Annotated in this window: 16 protein-coding genes and 1 pseudogene; 10 read left to right on the top strand and 7 right to left on the bottom strand. The window is 66.6% G+C overall.

Translation table 11 applies throughout. The features are described 5' to 3' along the window. Nucleotides 1-141: 141 nt before the first annotated feature. The 3 genes from phbB to RSA25_RS00535 are packed head-to-tail and all read right to left on the bottom strand — an operon-like array spanning nucleotide 142 to nucleotide 3,410. Nucleotides 142-882 (bottom strand): acetoacetyl-CoA reductase, encoded by a 741-nt coding sequence (gene phbB, locus RSA25_RS00545; protein WP_332806961.1) that lies wholly within the window; start codon nucleotides 880-882, stop codon nucleotides 142-144. Nucleotides 883-907: 25 nt separating this feature from the next. After that, a complete protein-coding gene (locus RSA25_RS00540) occupies nucleotides 908-2,236 on the bottom strand; it encodes a CitMHS family transporter (RefSeq protein WP_332806970.1) in 1,329 nt (442 codons plus the stop codon). Between the two features lie 40 nt (nucleotides 2,237-2,276). After that, nucleotides 2,277-3,410: a porin gene (locus tag RSA25_RS00535; RefSeq protein ID WP_332806969.1), complete on the bottom strand. Its 1,134-nt coding sequence runs from the start codon at nucleotides 3,408-3,410 to the stop codon at nucleotides 2,277-2,279. A gap of 235 nt (nucleotides 3,411-3,645) precedes the next feature. Between RSA25_RS00535 and RSA25_RS00530 the strand changes: the two genes are divergently transcribed. The 6 genes from RSA25_RS00530 (at nucleotide 3,646) to RSA25_RS00505 (ending at nucleotide 9,378) form a co-directional block, all read left to right on the top strand. Further along, nucleotides 3,646-4,344, top strand: a complete 699-nt coding sequence (locus RSA25_RS00530; protein WP_332806960.1) for a response regulator transcription factor — start codon at nucleotides 3,646-3,648, stop codon at nucleotides 4,342-4,344. Beyond that, nucleotides 4,334-5,716 (top strand): sensor histidine kinase N-terminal domain-containing protein, encoded by a 1,383-nt coding sequence (locus RSA25_RS00525; protein ID WP_332806959.1) that lies wholly within the window; start codon nucleotides 4,334-4,336, stop codon nucleotides 5,714-5,716. Before RSA25_RS00530 ends, RSA25_RS00525 begins: the two co-directional genes overlap by 11 nt. Beyond that, nucleotides 5,716-6,780, top strand: a complete 1,065-nt coding sequence (locus tag RSA25_RS00520) for an ABC transporter substrate-binding protein (RefSeq protein WP_332806968.1) — start codon at nucleotides 5,716-5,718, stop codon at nucleotides 6,778-6,780. Before RSA25_RS00525 ends, RSA25_RS00520 begins: the two co-directional genes overlap by 1 nt. Nucleotides 6,781-6,873: 93 nt before the next feature. Further along, entirely contained in the window at nucleotides 6,874-7,530 is a 657-nt protein-coding gene (locus tag RSA25_RS00515) for a response regulator transcription factor (RefSeq protein ID WP_332806958.1), read from the top strand. Between the two features lie 174 nt (nucleotides 7,531-7,704). Then, complete coding sequence (locus RSA25_RS00510) at nucleotides 7,705-8,190, top strand: hypothetical protein (protein WP_332806957.1); 486 nt, start codon at nucleotides 7,705-7,707, stop codon at nucleotides 8,188-8,190. A gap of 771 nt (nucleotides 8,191-8,961) precedes the next feature. Next, nucleotides 8,962-9,378 (top strand): hypothetical protein, encoded by a 417-nt coding sequence (locus RSA25_RS00505; protein ID WP_332806956.1) that lies wholly within the window; start codon nucleotides 8,962-8,964, stop codon nucleotides 9,376-9,378. A 48-nt stretch (nucleotides 9,379-9,426) separates the two neighbouring features. Here the strand turns inward: RSA25_RS00505 and RSA25_RS00500 are convergent. Continuing rightward, a pseudogene (locus tag RSA25_RS00500) lies at nucleotides 9,427-9,636 on the bottom strand (IS30 family transposase); the annotation flags it as partial. 335 nt (nucleotides 9,637-9,971) lie between these two features. Here RSA25_RS00500 and RSA25_RS00495 point away from each other — a divergent pair. Together RSA25_RS00495 and RSA25_RS00490 are read left to right on the top strand one after the other, a co-directional pair. Beyond that, a complete protein-coding gene (locus RSA25_RS00495) occupies nucleotides 9,972-10,379 on the top strand; it encodes a hypothetical protein (RefSeq protein WP_332806955.1) in 408 nt (135 codons plus the stop codon). Between the two features lie 85 nt (nucleotides 10,380-10,464). Further along, nucleotides 10,465-10,743 carry a hypothetical protein gene (locus tag RSA25_RS00490; protein ID WP_332806954.1) on the top strand — a complete coding sequence of 93 codons (279 nt, stop codon included), beginning with the start codon at nucleotides 10,465-10,467 and terminating at the stop codon, nucleotides 10,741-10,743. Nucleotides 10,744-10,755: 12 nt separating this feature from the next. On the opposite strand, the gene RSA25_RS00485 is transcribed toward RSA25_RS00490, so the two are convergent. Together RSA25_RS00485 and RSA25_RS00480 are read right to left on the bottom strand one after the other, a co-directional pair. Then, a complete protein-coding gene (locus RSA25_RS00485) occupies nucleotides 10,756-13,401 on the bottom strand; it encodes a PAS-domain containing protein (RefSeq protein ID WP_332806953.1) in 2,646 nt (881 codons plus the stop codon). A 59-nt stretch (nucleotides 13,402-13,460) separates the two neighbouring features. After that, on the bottom strand, nucleotides 13,461-14,627 hold the full coding sequence (locus RSA25_RS00480) for a porin (protein ID WP_332806952.1): 1,167 nt from the start codon (nucleotides 14,625-14,627) through the stop codon (nucleotides 13,461-13,463). Between the two features lie 314 nt (nucleotides 14,628-14,941). On the opposite strand from RSA25_RS00480, the gene RSA25_RS00475 reads away from it, so the two are divergent. Further along, complete coding sequence (locus RSA25_RS00475; protein ID WP_332806951.1) at nucleotides 14,942-16,291, top strand: dicarboxylate/amino acid:cation symporter; 1,350 nt, start codon at nucleotides 14,942-14,944, stop codon at nucleotides 16,289-16,291. 245 nt (nucleotides 16,292-16,536) lie between these two features. Next, nucleotides 16,537-18,825: an NADP-dependent malic enzyme gene (locus RSA25_RS00470; RefSeq protein ID WP_332806950.1), complete on the top strand. Its 2,289-nt coding sequence runs from the start codon at nucleotides 16,537-16,539 to the stop codon at nucleotides 18,823-18,825. Between the two features lie 526 nt (nucleotides 18,826-19,351). Here RSA25_RS00470 and RSA25_RS00465 read toward each other — a convergent pair. Beyond that, nucleotides 19,352-19,990 carry a basic secretory protein-like protein gene (locus RSA25_RS00465; protein ID WP_332806967.1) on the bottom strand — a complete coding sequence of 213 codons (639 nt, stop codon included), beginning with the start codon at nucleotides 19,988-19,990 and terminating at the stop codon, nucleotides 19,352-19,354. Nucleotides 19,991-20,192: the final 202 nt, after the last annotated feature.

Below are 20,192 nucleotides of genomic sequence, written 5' to 3'. Positions count from 1 at the left end.
ATTGAACATTCCTTTTCCAGAGGGAAAAGGTGTCAACTCAATTCAGGACGGGTCACCAACCAAAAAAAAGCCGCGACGCCTCTCAGCACCGCGGCCACCTCGTGGGGGAGGTCAAGCGTGCCTGCATGGCACGCCAGTTCATCAGAACATGTGCAACCCACCATTCACCGCATAGTCCGCACCGGTCACATACGCCGCATCATCCGACGCCAACCACGCGCACAGGCTGGCCACTTCTTCCGGTTTGCCCAGCCGGCGGATCGGCACCGAACCGGCCAACCGGTCCAGCACATCCGGTGGGAAACTGCTGATCGACTGGCTGGCGATGTAGCCCGGCGAGATCGTGTTGACCGTCACGCCGCGTGTGGCCACCTCGTTGGCCAGCGCCCGGCTGAAACCGTGCATCGCCGCCTTCGCCGTGGCGAAGTTGACCTGCCCGATCTGGCCCTTGTGCGCGCTCACCGACCCGATGTTCACGATCCGGCCCCAGCCGCGCGTGCTCATCCCGTCGATCACCTGCTTGGTGATGTTGAACAGCGCATGCAGGTTGGAACCCATCACCGCGTTCCAGTCGTCCGGGCTCATCTGCCGGAACAGCACGTCGCGGCTGCCGCCGGCGTTGTTCACCAGCACGTCGATCTCGCCCACCTCCGCCTTCACTTTCGCAAAGGCGGCCACTGTGGACGACCAGTCTGCCGCGTTGCCCTCGGAGGCGATGAAATCAAAGCCCAGCTCGCGCTGCTCGCGCAGCCAGCCGGCCTTGCGCGGCGAATGGGGGGCGCAACCGGCCACCACCGTGTGGCCGTTGCGGGCCAGCTTCTGGCAGATGGCAGTGCCCACACTGCCCATCCCGCTGGTGACGTAGGCGATGCGAAGGGTCATGGCAGAACGCTCCTTGGTAGGCGGATCAGGATGCAAGCGGATACAGGCCGAACAGCAGCCCGCCGATCATCAGCAACAGCGAGATGGCCACCGCCCACTTCAGCGTGAACTTCTGGTGGTCGGCAAATTCCACCTTGGCCAGCCCCACCAGCAGGTAGGTGGAGGGCACCAGCGGGCTGAGCAGGTGCACCGGCTGCCCGGCCAGCGAGGCGCGCGCCATCTCCACCGGGGTGATGCCGTAGTTGCCGGCCGCCTCGGACAGGATCGGCAGCACGCCGAAGTAGAAGGCGTCGTTGGACATGAAGAAGGTGAACGGCATCGAGGCGATCGCGGTGATCACCGCCAGGTAGGGGCCCCAGCTGTCCGGGATGATCGCCAGGAAGCTGTGCGACATCGCCTCCACCATGCCGGTGTTGTTGAGGATGCCGGTGAAGATGCCCGCCGCGAAGATCAAGGCCACCACCGACAACACGTTGCCGGCGTGGTTGACCACGCGGCGGCGCTGCTCGGCCAGGTTGGGGTAGTTGATCACCAGCGCGATCGCGAAGCCCACCATGAACAGCACCGGCATCGGCAGCACGCCCATGATCAGTGCGGCCATCAGCGCCAGCGTCAGCGCCAGGTTCACCCACAGCAGCTTCGGTCGCTTGATGTCCTCGGCGTCTTCCACCGTGGGCAGCGCGTTGCCGTCATCGGACACGCTGTTGTCCATCCAGCTGCCGCCCGCCGGCAGGCTCACCACGCCCAGCCGGCGGCGCTCCTTCAGGCCCAGGTACCACGCCAGCACCAGCACGCCGGCACAGGCGATCACCATCGAGGGGATCAGCGGCACGAACACATCGGCCGGGTCCACGTGCAGTGCGGTGGCCGCGCGCGCGGTGGGCCCGCCCCACGGGGTGAGGTTCATCACGCCACCGGCCAGGATGGTCACGCAGGTCATGTTCAACGCATTCATGCCCAGCCGCTGGTACAGCGGCAGCATCGCCGAGACGGTGATCATGTAGGTGGTCGAGCCATCGCCGTCGAGCGAGATCAGCATCGCCAGGATCGCGGTGCCGAGCACGATCTTCATCGGATCGCCCTTGACGAAGCGCAGGATGATGCGCACCAGCGGATCGAACAGCCCCGCATCGATCATCACCCCGAAGTACAGGATGGCGAACATCAGCATCACGCCGGTGGGCGCGATCTTCTTGATCCCCTCCAGCATCATCTCGTCGATGCCCGCGCCGAAGCCGCCCAGCAGGGCGAAGACGATCGGGATCGTGATGAGGGCGACCAGCGGCGACAGCCGCTTGCTCATGATCAAGTACATGAATGTAATGACCATGCCAAAGCCGAGGATGCTCAGCATCATCTGCAGACTCCAGGAGGGGTAGTGCGGAAGGGAAGGCTCAGAAATCGAACTGCAGGCGGCCGGTCACCGCACGGGTGCGGTCCACCGTGGCCGCGGCCAGGCGGTCGCGGTTGCGGCTCTCGATCAGATTCAGCATGAAACGCAGGTTCGGGCGCATGTACCAGTTGCCGCCCAGCGTCCAGGCCTGGGTCTGCGCATCGCGCAGGTCCGGCTGGCCGATCAGGTGCTGGTCGCCGCGCATCTGGTCGTAGCGCAGGGCCACCTCGAACGCGCCGGCCTTGTGCTGGAAGTCCTTGACCCGGCCGAAGCGGCCGGTCTTGCGGTCGTACACGCGCGATTCGCCGGTGATGAACCAGCTCACCAGGCCGTAGCCGGCCAGCACCTTGCCGCGCTGGCTGCCGTCATCGAAGGTGGCCCCGCTGAACTCGCCCTGCCAGGACAGCGGGCCGCGCACCTGCGCGTACTCCAGCGACCACTTGTTGACGTCGGTATCGCGGCCGGAGGAGAAGTCCACCAGGGTCAGGCGGCTGTTGTCGGACAGGTGGCCGGTCGGGCGCGGGCGGATTTTCAGCCCCGGCGCGCCGTTGGCACCGGGATGGTCATAGCGCTCGTGGGCCAGCGATACGCCCAGGTGCAGCACCTCGCCCGCGGTGGCGCCCGGGGCCCAGGTCGCGCGGCCGCCGGCGGCACGGCCCTTGACCTGCCAGGCATCGATGCTTTCCAGGCTGTAGGCGCTGGCGGCCCAGGTCATGTCGCCATGGGCGGCCTGCCAGGAAGCGCCCAGGCGGTACAGCGGTGCCAGCGTGGTACCGGCGTTGCCGCGCTCCAGGAAGGTGCCGTAGTTGGAGCTGGTGCGGTCGTCCAGCGAGAAGAACTGCTTGAACTGGCCCACGGTGAGCTTGCCGGCATCGCCGAAGCTGCGGCTGACGAACACGTCCTTGGCCTCCACCCGGTCGCCGGAGAAATCCGCTTCCAGCTTGTAGTCCACCACGAAAAACTTGCCCGACACGTCCATCCACGCGCGGCGGATCTCGGTGTCGTCCTTGTTCGGGGTGCCCCGGCTGTCGTTGCTGAAATCGGCGAAATCCAGGTGCAGGCGGCCGCCCACGGTGGCCGTGACCGGGCGGTCCTCGTCGCTGCCCTCGGCGGCCCACAGGGGCGCGGCCAGCATCAGCAGGGTGCAGGCGGCCGGCGTGCGCCAGCGCAGTGTGTTCAGTTCCACGGACCCTCCCAGGTGCACGTCGGTGCGGTGTTGTCGTTGTTCGCACCACGGCGGGCCGCGAGGCGATGGCGCAGCCTAGTGCCGGGAAGCTGTCATCCACCTGTCAGGGGTTTGTGCAGTGCAGCGAAGCCCACGGCAGCGGCCGCTCGCGCTAGCATTCGTGCACCTTCGAAGAATCCGACCCATGCGCCTGCTGCTGGTGGAAGACAACCCGGACCTGGCCGATGCCATCGTTCGCCGCATGCGCCGCAGCGGCCACGCGGTGGACTGGCAGCGCGATGGCCTGGCCGCCGCCAGCGTGCTGCGCTACCAGCGTTTCGACCTGGTGGTGCTGGACATCGGCCTGCCCAAGCTGGACGGCCTGCGCGTGCTGGCCGGCATGCGCGAGCGCGGCGACAGCACCCCGGTGCTGATGCTGACCGCCCGCGATGGCATCGAGGACCGCGTGCAGGCGCTGGACGTGGGCGCCGACGATTACCTGGGCAAGCCGTTCGATTTCCGCGAGTTCGAGGCGCGCTGCCGCGTGCTGCTGCGGCGCACGCGTGGCCAGGCCAGCGAAGTGGTGCAGATCGGTACGTTCCAGTTCGACAACGCCTCGCACCGGGTCAGCCTGGACGGGCAACCGATCGAGCTGCCCAACCGCGAGTACCGCCTGCTGGAGATCCTGATGGGCCGGCTGGGCCAGGTGGTGGGCAAGGACGAGATCGGCAACGGCCTGTTCGGGTTCGATGACGAGGCCGGGCCCAACGCGATCGAGCTCTACGTCGGCCGCCTGCGCCGCAAGCTGGCCGAGGCGCCGCTGCGCATCGTCACCGTGCGCGGCAGCGGCTACCTGCTGGAGGCGCTGGACGACCCGGCCGGCGCGGCCGCCGATGAGTACTGACCCGCGCACCTCCGGCTCGATCCGGCACACGCTGTGGCTGTACCTGGGGGCGTTCCTGGCGCTGTTCGCGGTGGCCCTGCTGTTCGGCGCGCGCGCCTACGGCCAGCGGGCGGCCAACCGCTCCTACGATCACCTGCTGGTGTCCTCGGCGCTGTCGATCATCGACTCGGTGGCGCTGGTGGAGGCGCAGTGGCAGGTGGACCTGCCCTATGCCGCGCTGGACCTGCTGGCGATGGCGCCGGAGGACCGCGTGTTCTACCGCGTGTCCGATGCGCGCGACGTCACCGTGACCCGCTACCCGGACCTTCCCGCGCCGCCGCAGGCCCCCAGCGATCGGCCGCAGCTGTTCGATGCGCCCTACAGCGGCGAGCAGGTGCGCTTCGTGGTGGTGTCGCGGCGGGTGTCCTCGCCCTCGGCGCAGGGCGAGGTGCGCGTGCAGGTCGGCCAGACCCGGCGGGCGCGCGAGGCGCTGGCGCAGGACATGGTGACCCGGGCGCTGCTGGCGATCGGGGTGCTCTCGCTGCTGTCGCTGGCACTGGTCGGGCTGGGCGTGCATCGCGCGCTGCGGCCGCTGGTGCGCATGGAGCGCGAGCTGGCGCGGCGCGAGCCTTCCGACCTCAAGCCGCTCGATGCCAGCGTGCCGCGCGAGATGGACAAGATGGTCGGCGCGCTCAACCATTTCATGGGCCGGCTGCAGAGCAGCAACGAGACCCTGCGCGCGTTCATGGCCGAGGCTGCGCACCAGATGCGCACGCCGCTGGCGGCGCTGCGCGCGCAGGCGCAGCTGGCGCTGGACGAGGAGGAGCCCGAGGACATGCGGCGCAGCCTGCTTGCCATCGAGCGCAACGCCACCCACATGAGCCGGCTGCTCAACCAGCTGCTCAGCGATGCCAGCGTGATCCACCGCGCCAACCTGCAGCGCTTCGGCCCGGTCGATCTGGCCGAGACCGTGCACCAGGCCCTGCACGAGGCGCTGCCACAGGCGCTGCCGGCCCCACGCGTGCAGCTGGCGGTGAGCGCACAGGCGGCCTGGGTGCACGGCGACGCGCTGCTGCTGCGCGAGGCGATCAAGAACCTGATCGACAACGCCCTCAAATACGGTGGCGATGGCGCGCTGCAGGTGGCCCTCACCGAGGAGGCGCGCCATTTCGTACTGACCATCGCCGACCACGGCCCCGGCATTGCCGCCGCCGATGCCGAGCGGGTGTTCGAGCGCTTCGCGCGGGGTGAGGGCGCGGCTGCCGGCGGCGCCGGGCTGGGCCTGGCGATCGTCAAGCGCGTGGTGGATGGCCATGGCGGCCGGATCGATCTGAGCAACCGGGTGGAGGGCGGCCTGGTGGCCACCATCCGCCTGCCGAGGATGCACGCATGATGCGACGAGGCTGGGGAGGGTGGCTGCTGTTGCTGCTGGTGGTGGGCCAGGCGTCTGCCGCGCCGGGTGACGTGCAGCGTTTCCCGGCCAGGGGCGCGGCCACCGCGCAGCTGCGCATCCACGGCTCGACCGACATCGAGGTGTTCGCCACGGTGATCGCCGATTACCAGCGCCTGCACCCCGGCACCGAGATCCTCTACGAGGACGTGATCACCCAGGACATCTACGCCCGTTACCTGCGCGACCGCGGCGGCGCGCAGGCCCCGGACATGCTCATCAGCAGCGGCATGGACCTGCAGACCAAGCTGGTCAACGACGGCCACGCGCTGCCGCACCGCTCGGCGCAGACCGATGCGCTGCCACCGTGGGCGCAATGGCGGCATGAGGCATTCGGCATCAGCTACGAGCCGGTGGCGATGGTCTACAACACCCGCACCCTGCCGGCCGCACGCGTGCCGCGCACGCGCCGCCAGCTGCTGGAGCTGCTGCGCGCGCCCGATGCCCCGCTGCACGGCAAGGTGGGCACCTACGACGTGGAGCGCAGCAGCGTGGGCTACCTGCTGGCCACCCAGGATGGGCAGCGCGGCAGCATGGCCGGTGCCCTGCTGGGCGCACTCGGCGACAACGGCGTGCACCTGGAGGAGCGCACCGGCGTGCTGCTGGACCAGGTCAGCAGCGGCAAGCTGTCGCTGGTCTACAACGTGCTGGGCTCCTATGCACAGGCGCGCATCGAGGCGGGCGCGCCTCTGGGCATCGTCGAGCCGGAGGACTACACGCTGGTGGTGCTGCGCACGGCGGTGATCCCGCGCAGCAGCCGCCATCCCGAAGAGGCGCGCCGCTTCCTGGACTACCTGCTGTCGCCCCGCGGCCAGCAGGTGCTCTCGCGCGAGGCCCGGCTGATGCCCATCCTGCCGGCCCAGGGCCAGCAGCGCGGGCGCTCGCCAGAGCGCAGCTACCGCCCCATCCAGCTCGGTCCGGGGCTGCTGGTGTACCTGGACGGGCTCAAGCGCCGGCAGTTCCTCGAGGCTTGGCGCGGCAGCATGCGGCAGCAAGCGGGGCCTTGACCCCGCGCCGTTGGCGCGCCCCCTTGAACATCAAGGGGGCTCTCCTCCAGATGGGCCGCGCCGCCTCGGGCGCAACCTCACTACAATGGCCGCATGAGCCACGTCACTATCCTGATCGCCGACGACCACCCGCTGCTAAGGGCCGCCGTCGTCCATTCCCTGCGCCAGTCACTGCCGCAGGCACAGGTGATCGAAGTGGCCAGCGCCTCTACCCTCGAAGCGGCCCTGGACCAGAACCCGGACATCGAGCTGGTACTGCTGGACCTCACCATGCCCGGCGCGCGCGGCTTTTCCTCGCTGCTGCACGTGCGCGGCGCGCATCCGGACATCCCGGTGGTGATCGTCTCCTCCAACGACCACCCCCGCGTGATCCGCCGCGCGCAGCAGTTCGGCGCGGCCGGTTTCATTCCCAAATCCGCGCCGGCCGAGACCATCGGCCAGGCCGTGGCCGCCGTGCTCGACGGCGGGGTCTGGTTCCCGGCGATGGCAGCGGAGCGCTCCGAATCGGACGCGCTGCTGGCCGCCCGCCTTGCCCAGCTCACCCCGCAGCAGTTCCGCGTGCTGCTGTACGTGGCCGATGGCCTGCTCAACAAGCAGATCGCCTACGAAATGGGCCTCGCCGAGAACACGGTCAAGGTGCATGTCACCGCGATCCTGAAGAAGCTTGAGTGCGTCAGCCGCACGCAGGCGGCGGTGCTGGTCAAGGCATTGGAGCCGGAAGGTGATGCGGGTGCGGGGCTGGATGGGTGAGGTCGCGCGTTCGCCGAGGCGCATGCGGGCGGATGCCTGATGAGGTCGGAAGATCGTGATGGCGAGATCGGGCCGGTGGTGATGCTCCCTCCTGTAGGCTGGGAGGGAAAAAATGGCGCAGCATAAGGAAGTAGTTTCGCCCGCAGACAGGAAGGCGATCCTCGATGCGTTTGGATGCAGATGATCAAAGGAAACAGGATGGCCATTGATCGATCAAGCTGGTGTGTCATGGCAGTGTTGGTTCTATCTTCTTGCGCAACCGGCAGAACAGATGAATCGATGGAGATTCATGTTTCCCTGCTGGTCGACAGTGCTACCAGGTCTCCGCGTTCCCAGATGAAGGCGATGGAAGCGCTCGAGCATATGGGCGAGCCGGCAGTTCCCTACATCGTTGCGCATCTTGGAGACATGCGACCTGTCGCCTCCAGGACCATCGCATTCGCCAACACGTCGCCGCAGTCTTTTGAGGCGTTTCGCCATTACAAGTCGGAGACGGTTCACGATGCGCTTTCAGCGCTTTTGAATCAGATGACGGGGCAGGGATTCGAGTCTGTGTCCAATGGTGCGACGTCTGCGCAGCGGCTGCAGAATGTGCGGAAATGGGTGCGTTGGTGTAAGCAGGCCTATCCCGATCACGCCAAGCACTGCGAGGGTGGGTGAGCCTGGCCATGACTGAAAAGGCGCGATACAGGATTTCCCTTCGAATCACGCATCCCAGCATTCGACATCTTGAGATAAGCCGTCAACTTGGCCTTGAGCCGGATTTTTCATACACGGCGGGGGACGCGAGGCTCAGCCCCAAAGGGGATGCGCTCGGTGGCACCAGGGAGGCATCGTTCTGGTGCCATGAGGCAAGGTCGGGCGATGTGACACTCGAGCTTGCGATAGCGAGTTTCAGCCAAGAGCTTGCGAGGAGTAAGGGCTTTCTAGACAGCCTATCTTCAACCGGGGGGGCATCTTGAGTTGTTCATCGGGTGGTTCTCTGCCGAGAACTCGGGTTTTGTCCTGGAGGACGGACTCTTGAGGCATCTGGCTGACTTGAGAATAAGCTTGGCGTTCGACGTTTATCCTGGATCTTGAGCCTGCCGAAAGGCAAGGGCACGCGGTGAATGACTTCTATACAATAACCCTGAGGGTTATCCATCCGTCCGTCCGTCACCAGGAGATAGAAACGTCTCTGCGGATGTCGGCAGATATCGGACATAGCGTTGGCACCCCGCGTACAACGCCGGCGGGTGATCCGCTGAATGGTGTGTAAAAGAAGCCATTTGGTTTGGACCATGATACTGTTGAGGCGATCAAGGACGGTGCTTTTACCGGCTCAACGACTTGGACCGGGATCGCTCCGAATGGCGACATTTGGGTTGGAGCGAAGAATGGAAAAGGGCGGAAAGAAGGAAATATTTCCGATTATAAATATGGAGATTGAGTGTGAGCAAGATTCTGCTAAATATTTCGCTGCGCGTGTGGCATCCGACTCTCCCGCATGGTTCAATATCTGATCGAATAGGCCTTCCTGAAAGATTCGCTCATACTGCGGGGGGTGCTAGGACTTCTCCGTCTGGAGCTCTCTTGGGTGGAGTCTATGAAGAGACCTATGTATCAATGCCGATGGTGAGAAAGAAAATAGTCGAACTCGGTGATGAGCTCGATACTTGGCTTGGTCGCCTTGAGGTGCATACTGATTTCTTCAGGAGTATTGTTGATGCGGGCGGGAAAGTGGAGTTTTATGTAAGTGCTTTCGTCAGGGATCTTGGTGGCTTCGAGCTCGACTCTCTGTTAGTCGAGCGATTGGCCAGAGCAGGTATGGGGGTCACCATTGAGATATACCCCGAAGAGCGCGAATAGTCGGCCACTCGTTATGCGTAACCGGGGGGGTGGTATCAGTGGGCAGTCTCAAATTGCAAGCGCAACACTTGATCTGAGAGCTTTTAGCTCAACATCCATCACTTCTGCCGGCGCCCTCCACCCCAGCGTCTGACGTGGGCGGGTGTTCATCAACCACGACACTTGGTTGAGGTATTCCTGGCTTGCAACGGATGGGTCCACGCCTTTGGGCAGGAACTGGCGAAGCAGGCCGTTGGTGTTCTCATTGCTCCCGCGCTGTTGCCCGGTCAATTTAAGCTACGGTCGAACTCCAGGCGGAATTCCGCTTTCTCGCCACTATTCAAGCGAGAGAGTTGAAAGGAATATCCCGGTATCGTTGCTGGATTCGATTGTTAACAATCTTCCCGGGAGGTCTGTTCGCGATACGATGAACTATTATGACCCGGTGAACCAACGTGACGGTGATCGTTGGAGGTAATGGTATTGTAATGGCCTATAGGGGTCAGTATAAGGGAAAGTAATGAATAAAATAGATCTAAGGAGCGACTCTAAAATAAGCTTGGCGTTCGGCGTGTATCCTGGATATTGAGCCTGCCGAAAGGCAAGGGGACGCAGTGAATGACTTTTATGCAATAACCCTCAGGGTTACCCATCCGGCCCTATGTCACGAGGATATAGAAGCGTCTCTGCAGATGTCGGCAGATATCGGGCATACCGTTGGCACCCCGCGGAAAACGCCGACAGGTGACCCGCTGAGTGGTGTGTACCAGAGGAGTGTGGCGTCGTTTGATCTTGTGGAAAAGACCCCTGGCTACCTTGTCCATGGCGTGGGGGATGTGCTCTCTCTCCTACGCCCTCATCGTGACTACTTCTCCCGAGTTGTCCAAGAAGGGGGGCGCGTTGCGCTTTACGTGGGCGTGTTTTTTGAGGTGATGTCAGGTCTACGTCTGGACGGCGAGTTGATGTCATTGCTCGTGGAGATGAGTATCGAGCTGGAAGTTGAGTATTTTGTAATGCCATGACTAGGGGCTTTGGTGTGCCGCACGATGTGTCCCCACGAAGGAGCGAGCCCGTGTAAGGCCCCTTTCCGACGCTGAGCTGTCGCTGATGCAGATCATGCTCCTCGGCGTCCCGGTCTCCCTTGACCTCAGTCCAGAAGCGCTCTCGATTGTCAGCGTTGAGGATATGGATGACGGAGGGATGGGGAGCATAAGATTCGTGTCCGATAAGCTTGATCGGCACCTCGGGGAGGAATTGGTCAGGAAAGTGTTTCTGGACGAAGATGGCGTTGAGGTCATCGTTACGCTGTCATTGGACAATGACGGCGACCTTTTCGAATTGGATATCTGGAAGGTCGACTTCTCGCCTGTCGTCAGCCTCCGCTGACGACTACCAACGCTATCCCCGATGCCGCACCAGAAACTGCGTCATCAACGCCCGCAACGCAGGCGGCCGCACGGGTTTGGACAGGAAGCCCCAGCCGTTCTCAACCGCCTGCGCCTTCAACGCGTCATCGCGCTCGGCCGTCACCAGGATCACCGGCGGCCGCGCCTGCCACAGGCCACACAGGTGCTCGTACAGCGCCGGGCCATGCCACTGGCCCATGCGCACGTCCAGCAGCAGCAACTGCGGCACGTTCAGTGCCGAGGCGATCTCCAGCGCGGCCTGTGGGCCGTCGGCCAGTTCCACCGCGCAGCCCCAGCGCTCCAGCAACGCGCGGGTGGCGGCGCAGACGCGCGGATCGTCATCGATGCTCCAGACCCGGCAATGCCGCAGCGGGCTGTCATCGCCGGCGTCAGCGGCCACGGCCGCAACCCGCGCGGGCGCCGGAATGGCCGCCGCAACGCCCAGCGGTACGCTGACCGCAAACACGCTGCCACGCCCCAGCGTGGAGTGCAGCGTGATGCGGTGGCCGAGCAGTCGCCCGATCCGCTCCACGATCGCCAACCCCAGCCCAGCGCCACGCTCCTGTTCCACCCCATCATCCAACCGGCGGAACTCCTCGAATATTTCGCCCTGCAGGCTCTCCGGGATGCCCGGCCCCTGGTCATGCACTTCAATGCGCAACTGGTCGCCCACGCGCCGGCACCCGATCAACACGCGTCCACGCGGCGTATAGCGCAGGGCATTGGACAGGAAATTCTGCAGGATGCGGCGCAGCAGTGCCTCGTCGCTGACCACCACCGCACGCGTGTCCACCCAGCGCAGCTGCAGGCCGCGTGCCTCGGCGGCGATCCCGAACTCGCGCGCCAGCGTTTCCAGCAACGGTGACAGGGCGAAGGCGTGCACGTGGGTCTGCAGCGCCCCCGATTCCAGCCGCGAGATGTCCAGCAGGCTGGTCAGGATCGCATCCTGCGCGGCCAGCGCCGCATCCACGTGTTCGCTCAGCTCGCGCGCATCGCCGGCCAGCTTGCCGCGCAGCACCGAGACGAACATGCGCGCGGCATTCAACGGTTGCAGCAGGTCGTGCACGGCCGAGGCCACGAAGCGCGATTTGTAGCGGTTGGCGCGCTCGGCCTCGCGGCGCGCCTCGTCCAGGTCGCGGGTGCGCTCGGCCACGCGGTGTTCCAGCGCATCGGCCAGCGAGCGCAGCTCGCGCGCGGTGTTCTTGTAGGCGGTGATGTCGGCATAGCTGGTGACAAAGCCGCCGTCGGGCAGCGGGTTGCCGCGGATCTCCAGCACGGTGCCGTCGTCTTTTTCGCTCTCGCGCATGTGCGGGCGGCCGCTGCGCAGGTGGTTGAGGCGGCGCTCGATGGCCTCGTCGATCGGCCCGGGGCCGAGCAGGCCACGCCGCGCGTTGTAGCGGAAGGCCTCGGCGATCGGCCGGCCCACCCGGATCAGGTCGGGCGGAAACCGGAACAGCTCCAGGTAGCGCGCATTCCAGGCCACCAGGTTCTGCTCGCTGTCGATCACCACCACGCCCTGCGGCAGGTGGGCCAGGCTGCGGCTCAGGCCGCTGTCGGCCTGCTGGGCGGCCTGCAGCACGCCGTCCTGGGCGGTGCGCAGTTCTTCGGCGTGCTGCTTGAGCACGCTTTCCAGCTCGCGCCGGCTGCGCTGTCGGTGCGCGGCCAGGCGCCGGCGCTGCTGGATGAACAACACCAGGAAGCCCAGCGCCAGCCACGCCGCGCCGCCGCCGATGGCCGCACTGCGCCCGGCGCTGGTGGCCGCGCCCGCATCGTGCAGCAGGTGCAGGTTCCAGTGCTCTTCGGGCAGCGGCAGGGTCTGCCACAGCATGGCCCTGGGCAGCGCCGGGTCCTGCAGGCGCACCATGCGCCCCCCGTCGGGCAGGACATCCTCGGTGCGCACCCGCAGCGGTTGCAGCGAGCGGTCGGCGTACTGGCGCGCGTCGAGCATCTCGCGGCGCTCGGTGGGCCCCAGCGGGCGCAGCAGGCGATAACGCCAGGCGTCGCGGTTGGCCAGGAACACCACGTCGTGCTCGTCGCTGGCCAGCACCACGTCCGGGCTGGGCAGCCACTCCTGCTCCAGCGCGGACAGTTCGATCTTGATCACCACCACGCCGATGCGCACGCCCTCCTGCTCGATGGCCTGGGACATGAAGTAGCCGGGCACGCCGGTGGTCATGCCGATGCCGTAGAAGCGGCCACGGCCGGTGGCCAATGCCTGGCGGTAGTAGGGGCGGTAGGCGTAGTCCTCGCCCACGTTGCTGCTGGGCTGGTCCCAGTTGCTGGCGGCCACGGCCACGCCATCCTGGCCCACCAGGGTGAGGGTGGAGGCGCGGGTGACCTGGTTGGCGCGTTGCAGCTTGAGGTTGATGCGCTGGCGTGCGGCGGGGGCCAGCGGGCCGCGCAGGGCCAGGCGCAGGTCCGGGTCCAGCGCCAGCACCTGGGGCAGGGTGCCGAAGCGGTCGATGCGCTGCTGCAGGCCCTGACCGTACAACTCCAGCTGGCGCTGCACCTGCACGCTCTCGGCGGCCAGCGCACGCCGCCACGCGTAGTGGCCGGCCGCCGCCGCGCACAGCAGCGTGCCGCCGATCAACAGCAGCAGGGTCAACAGCAGGGTGCGATGGCGGCCGAACCAGTACATGGCGGCAGTCTACGGTCGCGCGGCGGGCGTGGTGTGCACGCCCGCCGCCCGTGCGCCGATCAGAAGTGCATCTGCGCGCGCAGTTCGAAGATCTCCGGCGTGGTGTGCACGCCGCGACGGCTGGCGTCGGCCTTCACGTAGTTGGCCTGGAACTTGAAGTGGCTGGTGAGGTACCAGTTGGCGCCCACGGTCCAGTCGTGCTGGCGGCCACCGAACACGTCGGCGTCATCCAGGTCCAGGCGGCTGTAGCGGGCCACCAGTTCCACCGCGCCGTAGTCGTGGGCCGGCTTGATGTTGGCCACCGCGCCAGCGTTGTACGGGCGCGATTCGCCGGTGAGCACCCAGCTGGCCATCGCGTACTGGCCGTTGCCGGTGTAGTCCGGCTTGCCTTCACGGGTCACGGTGGTCTGCAGGGCTTCGGCCTGGACCGAGAACGGGCCGCGGATCCAGATGCCTTCCAGGCCGGTGCGGCGGATCTGGTCGGCGGTGGCCAGCGCACCGGAATCGACCAGGCGGATGTCGGTCAGGCCGGCTTCCGGGCGGGCACGCAGGCGGGCGCTGGCTTCATGGTGCACGTCGCGGCCATCGCGATAGCCGCGCGGATTTTCCTGCGAGTAGGCCAGGCCCAGGTGCAGCACGTCGCCAGCGGCCTTGACCGGGGTCCACACCGCGCGCACGGCTTGGGTGGTGCCGGGGTTGTCGCCCTGCAGGTCCTTGCCGCCGTAAGCGCCGGCCTGCAGCAGGTACTGCGGGCGCTCCAGCACCCATTCGGCACCGGTGCGGCGGCCTTCGTAGACGGCCTGCACGGGCAGGGCGGTCTCCAGGAAGCTGCCGGCGCGCGAGGAGGTGCCCGCATCCAGGCCGACCGGGGTCTTCATGTAGCCGAAGCGGAAGCGGCCCACGTCGCGGCCGAAGAAGGCCTTGCTCTCAAAGCGCACGAACACGTCCAGCCAGGTATCGGCCTGGAAGTCGTAGTACACCATGGCGTCGTAGACGCCCTTTTTCTTCAGGGTGGCGCCAAATTCCTTGCGGCGCACCGCATCGGCGTCCTCGATGCCGCTGTTGCCGGAGAAATCGTTGAGGTCGTAGGCGATGTTGCCGGTGGCGGCCAGTTCGGTGCCGTCGGCGAAGGCGACCTTGGTGGGCCAGTTGTCGAAATCGGCGGCCGAAGCCAGCACGGGCGAAGCAGCCAGGCACAGGGCCAGCAGGGTCGGGGTCGGGCGCATGGAGGTGCAGCTCTCTCTTTGAGACGGGACAGGACAACAACGGCCGCAACGCCGGAAACTGTTGCCCTGGCGGGCGCGGCGCGGCCACTCGCCGCCGTGGGGGAGGGCGGTGTGGGCGCAGTGTAGGCACCCAACGCCGCCTGAACCGGGGGGCTAGTACCAATAGGTTATCTGCGCGGCGGTGACTCGCGCGTACAAATGCGTCCATCCATCGCAGGCACCCGAAGAGGCAACGGGGCTGCGGGGTTCCCCACGGAACCGGCCTGCCGCTGTTTGCGGGCCGGACGCGTCAGTACCGTCACCCGGAGTCCGTCATGCACATTCCCACCGCCGCCGCCCCCGTGGCCAAGCCGCTGCCCTTCTACCGCCAGTTGTACTTCCAGGTGGTGGTGGCCATCGTCCTGGGCGCCATCCTGGGCCACTTCGAGCCGGCCTTCGCCGAATCGCTCAAGCCGCTCGGCGATGCGTTCATCAAGCTGGTGAAGATGATCATCGCCCCGGTGATCTTCCTGACCATCGTCACCGGCATCGCCGGCATGACCCACCTGCGCACCGTCGGCCGGGTGTTTGCCAAGTCGATGGCCTACTTCCTGTTCTTCTCCACCCTGGCCCTGATCGTGGGCATGGTGGTGGCGCACGTGGTGCAGCCGGGCGCGGGCATGAACATCAACGCGGCCGACCTGGACCAGACCGCGGTCCACAGCTACGTGGAGAAATCCCATGAGCTGACCCTGACCGGCTTTGCGATGGACATCATCCCGGCCACGCTGGTCAGTGCCTTCGTGGATGGCAACATCCTGCAGGTGCTGTTCGTGGCGGTGCTGTTCGGCGTGGCGCTGGCCCTGACCGGCGAGAAGGGCCGCCCGGTGCTGACCTTCCTGGAGGCGCTGACCGCCCCGGTGTTCCGCCTGGTGCATATCCTGATGAAGGCCGCCCCGATCGGTGCGTTTGGCGCCATCGCCTTCACCATCGGCAAATACGGGGTCGGCTCGCTGATCAACCTGGCCTGGCTGGTGGGCTCGTTCTACCTCACCGCGTTCCTGTTCGTGGCGGTGATCCTGGGCGTGGTGTGCCGGCTGTGCGGGTTCTCGGTGTTCAAGCTGGCCCGCTACCTCAAGGCCGAGCTGCTGCTGGTGCTGGGCACTTCCTCCTCCGAGTCGGCGCTGCCCTCGCTGATGGAGAAGATGGAGCGCGCCGGCTGCGCCAAGTCGGTGGTGGGCCTGGTGGTCCCGACCGGCTACTCGTTCAACCTGGACGGCACCAACATCTACATGACCCTGGCCGCGCTGTTCATCGCCCAGGCCACCAATACCGAGCTCACCCTGGGCCACCAGATCGCGCTGCTGCTGGTGGCGATGCTCAGCTCCAAGGGCGCGGCCGGCGTCACCGGTGCCGGTTTCATCACCCTGGCCGCCACCCTGGCGGTGGTGCCCGAAGTGCCGGTGGCCGGCATGGCGCTGATCCTGGGCGTGGACCGCTTCATGAGCGAATGCCGCTCGCTGACCAACTTCATCGGCAATGCGGTGGCCACCGTGGTGGTCTCGCGCTGGGAAGGCGCGCTGGACCGCGACCGCCTGGCCCTGGCCCTGGATGGCCGCGAGGCCGAGCTGCCGGCGCTGGCCACCGACGACCTGCCGTCGCCGCTGACCGCCCCGGCGCGCTGAGCCGCCGCCCGCGTGTGTGTCTGCAGGGCCTGCCCACTCCCCCTGGAGGGCAGGCCCTGCCTTTTTCCCTTGCAACACCGGTGATGTGGTTTGTCATCGCAGCCGGTCACGCTGGCTGCATACGCTGCCGAACGGCCTGGAATATGTGCACTTGCAGCATGGCCGCGACAGCGTAGCGACAGGTCCGTCCACGCCAACGGGGGTATGATCCCCTGTTCCTCTCGCCCATTCATCTGCAGAAAGCGATGTCCAACGAAGATTTCAAACAGGCTGCCCTCGATTACCACCGCATGTCGCCGCCGGGCAAGATCCGCGTCGCAGCGACCAAGCCGATGCTGACCCAGCGCGATCTGTCGTTGGCCTATTCGCCGGGCGTGGCACACGCCTGCGAAGCGATCATGGCCGACCCGCAGCAGGCCAGCGAGCTGACCGCACGCGGCAACCTGGTCGCGGTGATCTCCAACGGCACCGCCGTGCTGGGCCTGGGCAACATCGGCCCGCTGGCCGGCAAGCCGGTGATGGAAGGCAAGGGCGTGCTCTTCCAGAAGTTCGCCGGCATCGATGTGTTCGACATCGAGATCGACGAGAACGATCCGGACAAGCTGGTGGACATCATCGCGTCGCTGGAGCCCACCTTCGGCGGCATCAACCTGGAAGACATCAAGGCGCCGGAGTGCTTCATCGTGGAGCGCAAGCTGCGCGAGCGGATGAACATCCCGGTGTTCCATGACGACCAGCACGGCACGGCGATCATCGTCGGTGCGGCGGTGCTCAACGCCATGGCGGTGACGGGCAAGAAGATCGAAGAAGTGCGGCTGGCCACTACCGGCATGGGCGCGGCGGGTATTTCCTGCGTCAACATGCTGGTCTCGCTGGGCCTGAAGAAGGAAAACATCCTGGCCTTCGACCGCGACGGGGTGATCCACACCGGCCGCACCGACCTGGACCCGGAGAAGGCCCGTTACGCCCGCGATACCGACAAGCGCACGCTGGCCGAGATCGTCGATGGCGCCGATATCTTCCTGGGCCTGTCGGCCCCGGGCATCCTCACCACGGACATGGTCAAGACCATGGCCAAGGACCCGGTGATCTTCGCGCTGGCCAACCCCACGCCGGAAATCATGCCGGAGCTGGCGCGCTCGGTGCGCCCGGACGCGCTGATCGGCACCGGTCGGTCGGACTACCCGAACCAGATCAACAACGTGCTGTGCTTCCCGTACCTGTTCCGCGGTGCGCTGGACGTGGGCGCCACCGCGATCAACGAAGAAATGAAGATCGCCTGCGTGCACGCGATCGCCGCGATGGCCCGCCGCGAAGCCAGCGACCTGGGCTCGGCCTATGGCGATGAAACCCCGAGCTTCGGCCGCGATTACCTGATCCCGCGCCCGTTCGACCGCCGCCTGCTGGTGGAGCTGTCGGCCGCCGTGGCCCAGGCCGCGATGGACTCGGGCGTGGCCACGCGCCCGGTCGCGGACATGGGCGCCTACCGCGAGAAGCTGGCCCAGTTCGTCTACCGCACCAGCCTGATGATGAAGCCGGTCTACGACCGCGCGCGCTCGGACAAGCAGCGCGTGGTGTATGCCGAGGGCGAAGAAGAAGTGGTGCTGCGCGCGGTGCAGAACGTGGTCGATGAAGGCCTGGCGCAGCCGATCCTGATCGGCCGCCCGGACGTGATCGAATCGCGCATCGAGCGCCTGGGCCTGCGCATGAAGGCCGGTGTCGACTTCGACATCACCAACATCAACGACGACCCGCGCTTCAACGATTACTGGCAGTACTACCACAACCTCACCGGGCGTCGCGGCGTGACCGTGGCGGCGGCCAAGAACCTGATGCGCTCGCGGCCCACGCTGATCGCCGCGGTGATGGTGGCGCGTGGCGAAGCCGATGCCATGCTGACCGGCGTGGTCGGCCGCTTCCACAAGAAGCTGGGCTACGTGCGCAGCGTGCTGCCGCTGGAATCCAAGGTGACCTCCACCTCGGCCATGACCGGGGTGATCAACCAGCAGGGCGTGTTCTTCTTCGTGGATACCCACGTGCAGGAAGACCCCACCGCCGAGCAGATCTGCGAAGCCACCCTGCAGGCGGCCTACCGCATGAAGCTGTTCGGGATCGAGCCGAAGGTGGCGCTGCTATCGCACTCCAACTTCGGCAGCCACGATTCGAAGGACGCGCTGAAGATGCGCACCGTGCGCTCGCTGCTGCTCAAGCGCAACCCGCGGTTGAACGTGGACGGTGAAATGCAGGGCGACACCGCCTGGGACGAGGCGCTGCGCCAGAAGCTGCTGCCCGACAGCACGCTGAAGGGCCGCGCCAACCTGTTCGTGCTGCCCAACCTGGAGGCGGCCAACATCGCCTACAACCTGGTGCGCGTGTTCACCGATGGCGTGGCGATCGGCCCGATCCTGATGGGTGTGGCCAAGCCGGTGCACATCCTGACCACCAGCGCCACCTCGCGCCGCGTGCTCAACATGACCGCGATCGCGGCCGTGGATGCGCAGATCCGGAAGCAACTCGAGGCGGAGAAGGCCTGAGGCCTTCTCCACCGCGAGTTGCAAAAAACGCGCCCCAAAGGCGCGTTTTTTGTTTCGCAGCGAAACCCGGATCGGGTAGCTACCGACCGTTGGTCGGTAGACCTTGGAGAAAAGCAGCGGCGCAAAGCGCCGCTGCTTTTTTGCCCGTGACCTTCGCGCAGCCCATCCGCAGCCCCGTCGCCCTACGTTCATCGTGATCTCTGCAACGACGCCGCCGCACGCCCGTCACCGCCCTGCAACCTGGCACGGGCCCAATACGCCCACGCGGCCCGGCCGCGGCGGAGGGCCCCCAGCTCCCGCCGCCCTGGGCCCGACCATATCCCCCTTGCGTGCCGGAGCCGTGCCATGCGCCATCGAATGACCCGACGCTATTTCCAGCAGCTGTTCGCGCTGTATGCGGGCCTGGTGGGCGCGCGCTGAGCAGCGGCGTACCGACCCACCCCGGTAGTGCCGGCCGCTGGCCGGCTCCTCCAGATGCCCGATCATCGAACACCCACCGGCCCAGCTGCGGTGGAATGCGAGCGCCTCAGCGCGCCTGCACGTACGCTGCCCACAGCGCGGGCAAGGCCAGCCCCGTGCGTGCCTCCCACAGCGCCGGCGTGTACCGCCCGTCGCGCAATGCGCCGTCCAGCGCCTTCACCAGGCCCGGGTGCTGCGCCTCGCTCCATTTCAGGAACGCACCGGTGACCCGGTAGCCGGTATCGAACTGCTGCCCGTCCTTGACCACAGTCGGCAGCGCCCAGCCGGCGGCGGCATTCTCCCGGCCGTAAAGGTCGCGGGCGTAGTCGGCGATGCCTTCCACCAGCCAGCCCGGCACGCGTTCGTTGGCGTAGGACGGGTAGCCCTGCACGATGTGCATGGCCTCGTGGGTGACCAGGTCCACGTCGTCGGGATGCCTGGCCAGCCAGCCCGGGTTGATGGTGATCGTGGCCGCGCCGTCGCCATCGCCGACGAAGGCCACGCCCTCGTAGCCCGGGTCGATCACGATGCGCGCCCGTGACGGGGCCTGCGGATGGAAGTCGGCGCGTTCGCGCAGGTAGGCCGCGAAGAAGGTGTCGATGATGCGTGCGCGCATCGGCGCCGCCAGCGCGTCGGTGGGGTCGCTGTAGTCCAGCATCACCCCCTCGCGCTGCTGGCGTGCCTCGAAGGCGGCGGCATCGAACATCGCCAGCGCCCCCAGCAGAAGCGCAGCGCCGGCCACGGGCCAGCGCCCGACACCCATCGCCCCGCGCCCCCCGGTAGTGGCCGCCGCGGGCCCGCGCCCCCCCAGCCCCGCCCCCCCCCCCCCCGGCGGTGGGGGGCGGGGCGCGGGCGCCCGCGGTAGTGCCGGCCGCTGGCCGGCTCCCGACCCTCCCTCCTGCCACCCG

The sequence above is a fragment of the Stenotrophomonas sp. genome, assembly GCF_036662295.1.
Classification (GTDB): domain Bacteria; phylum Pseudomonadota; class Gammaproteobacteria; order Xanthomonadales; family Xanthomonadaceae; genus Stenotrophomonas.
This window is presented reverse-complemented; position numbering and strand designations above follow the sequence as displayed.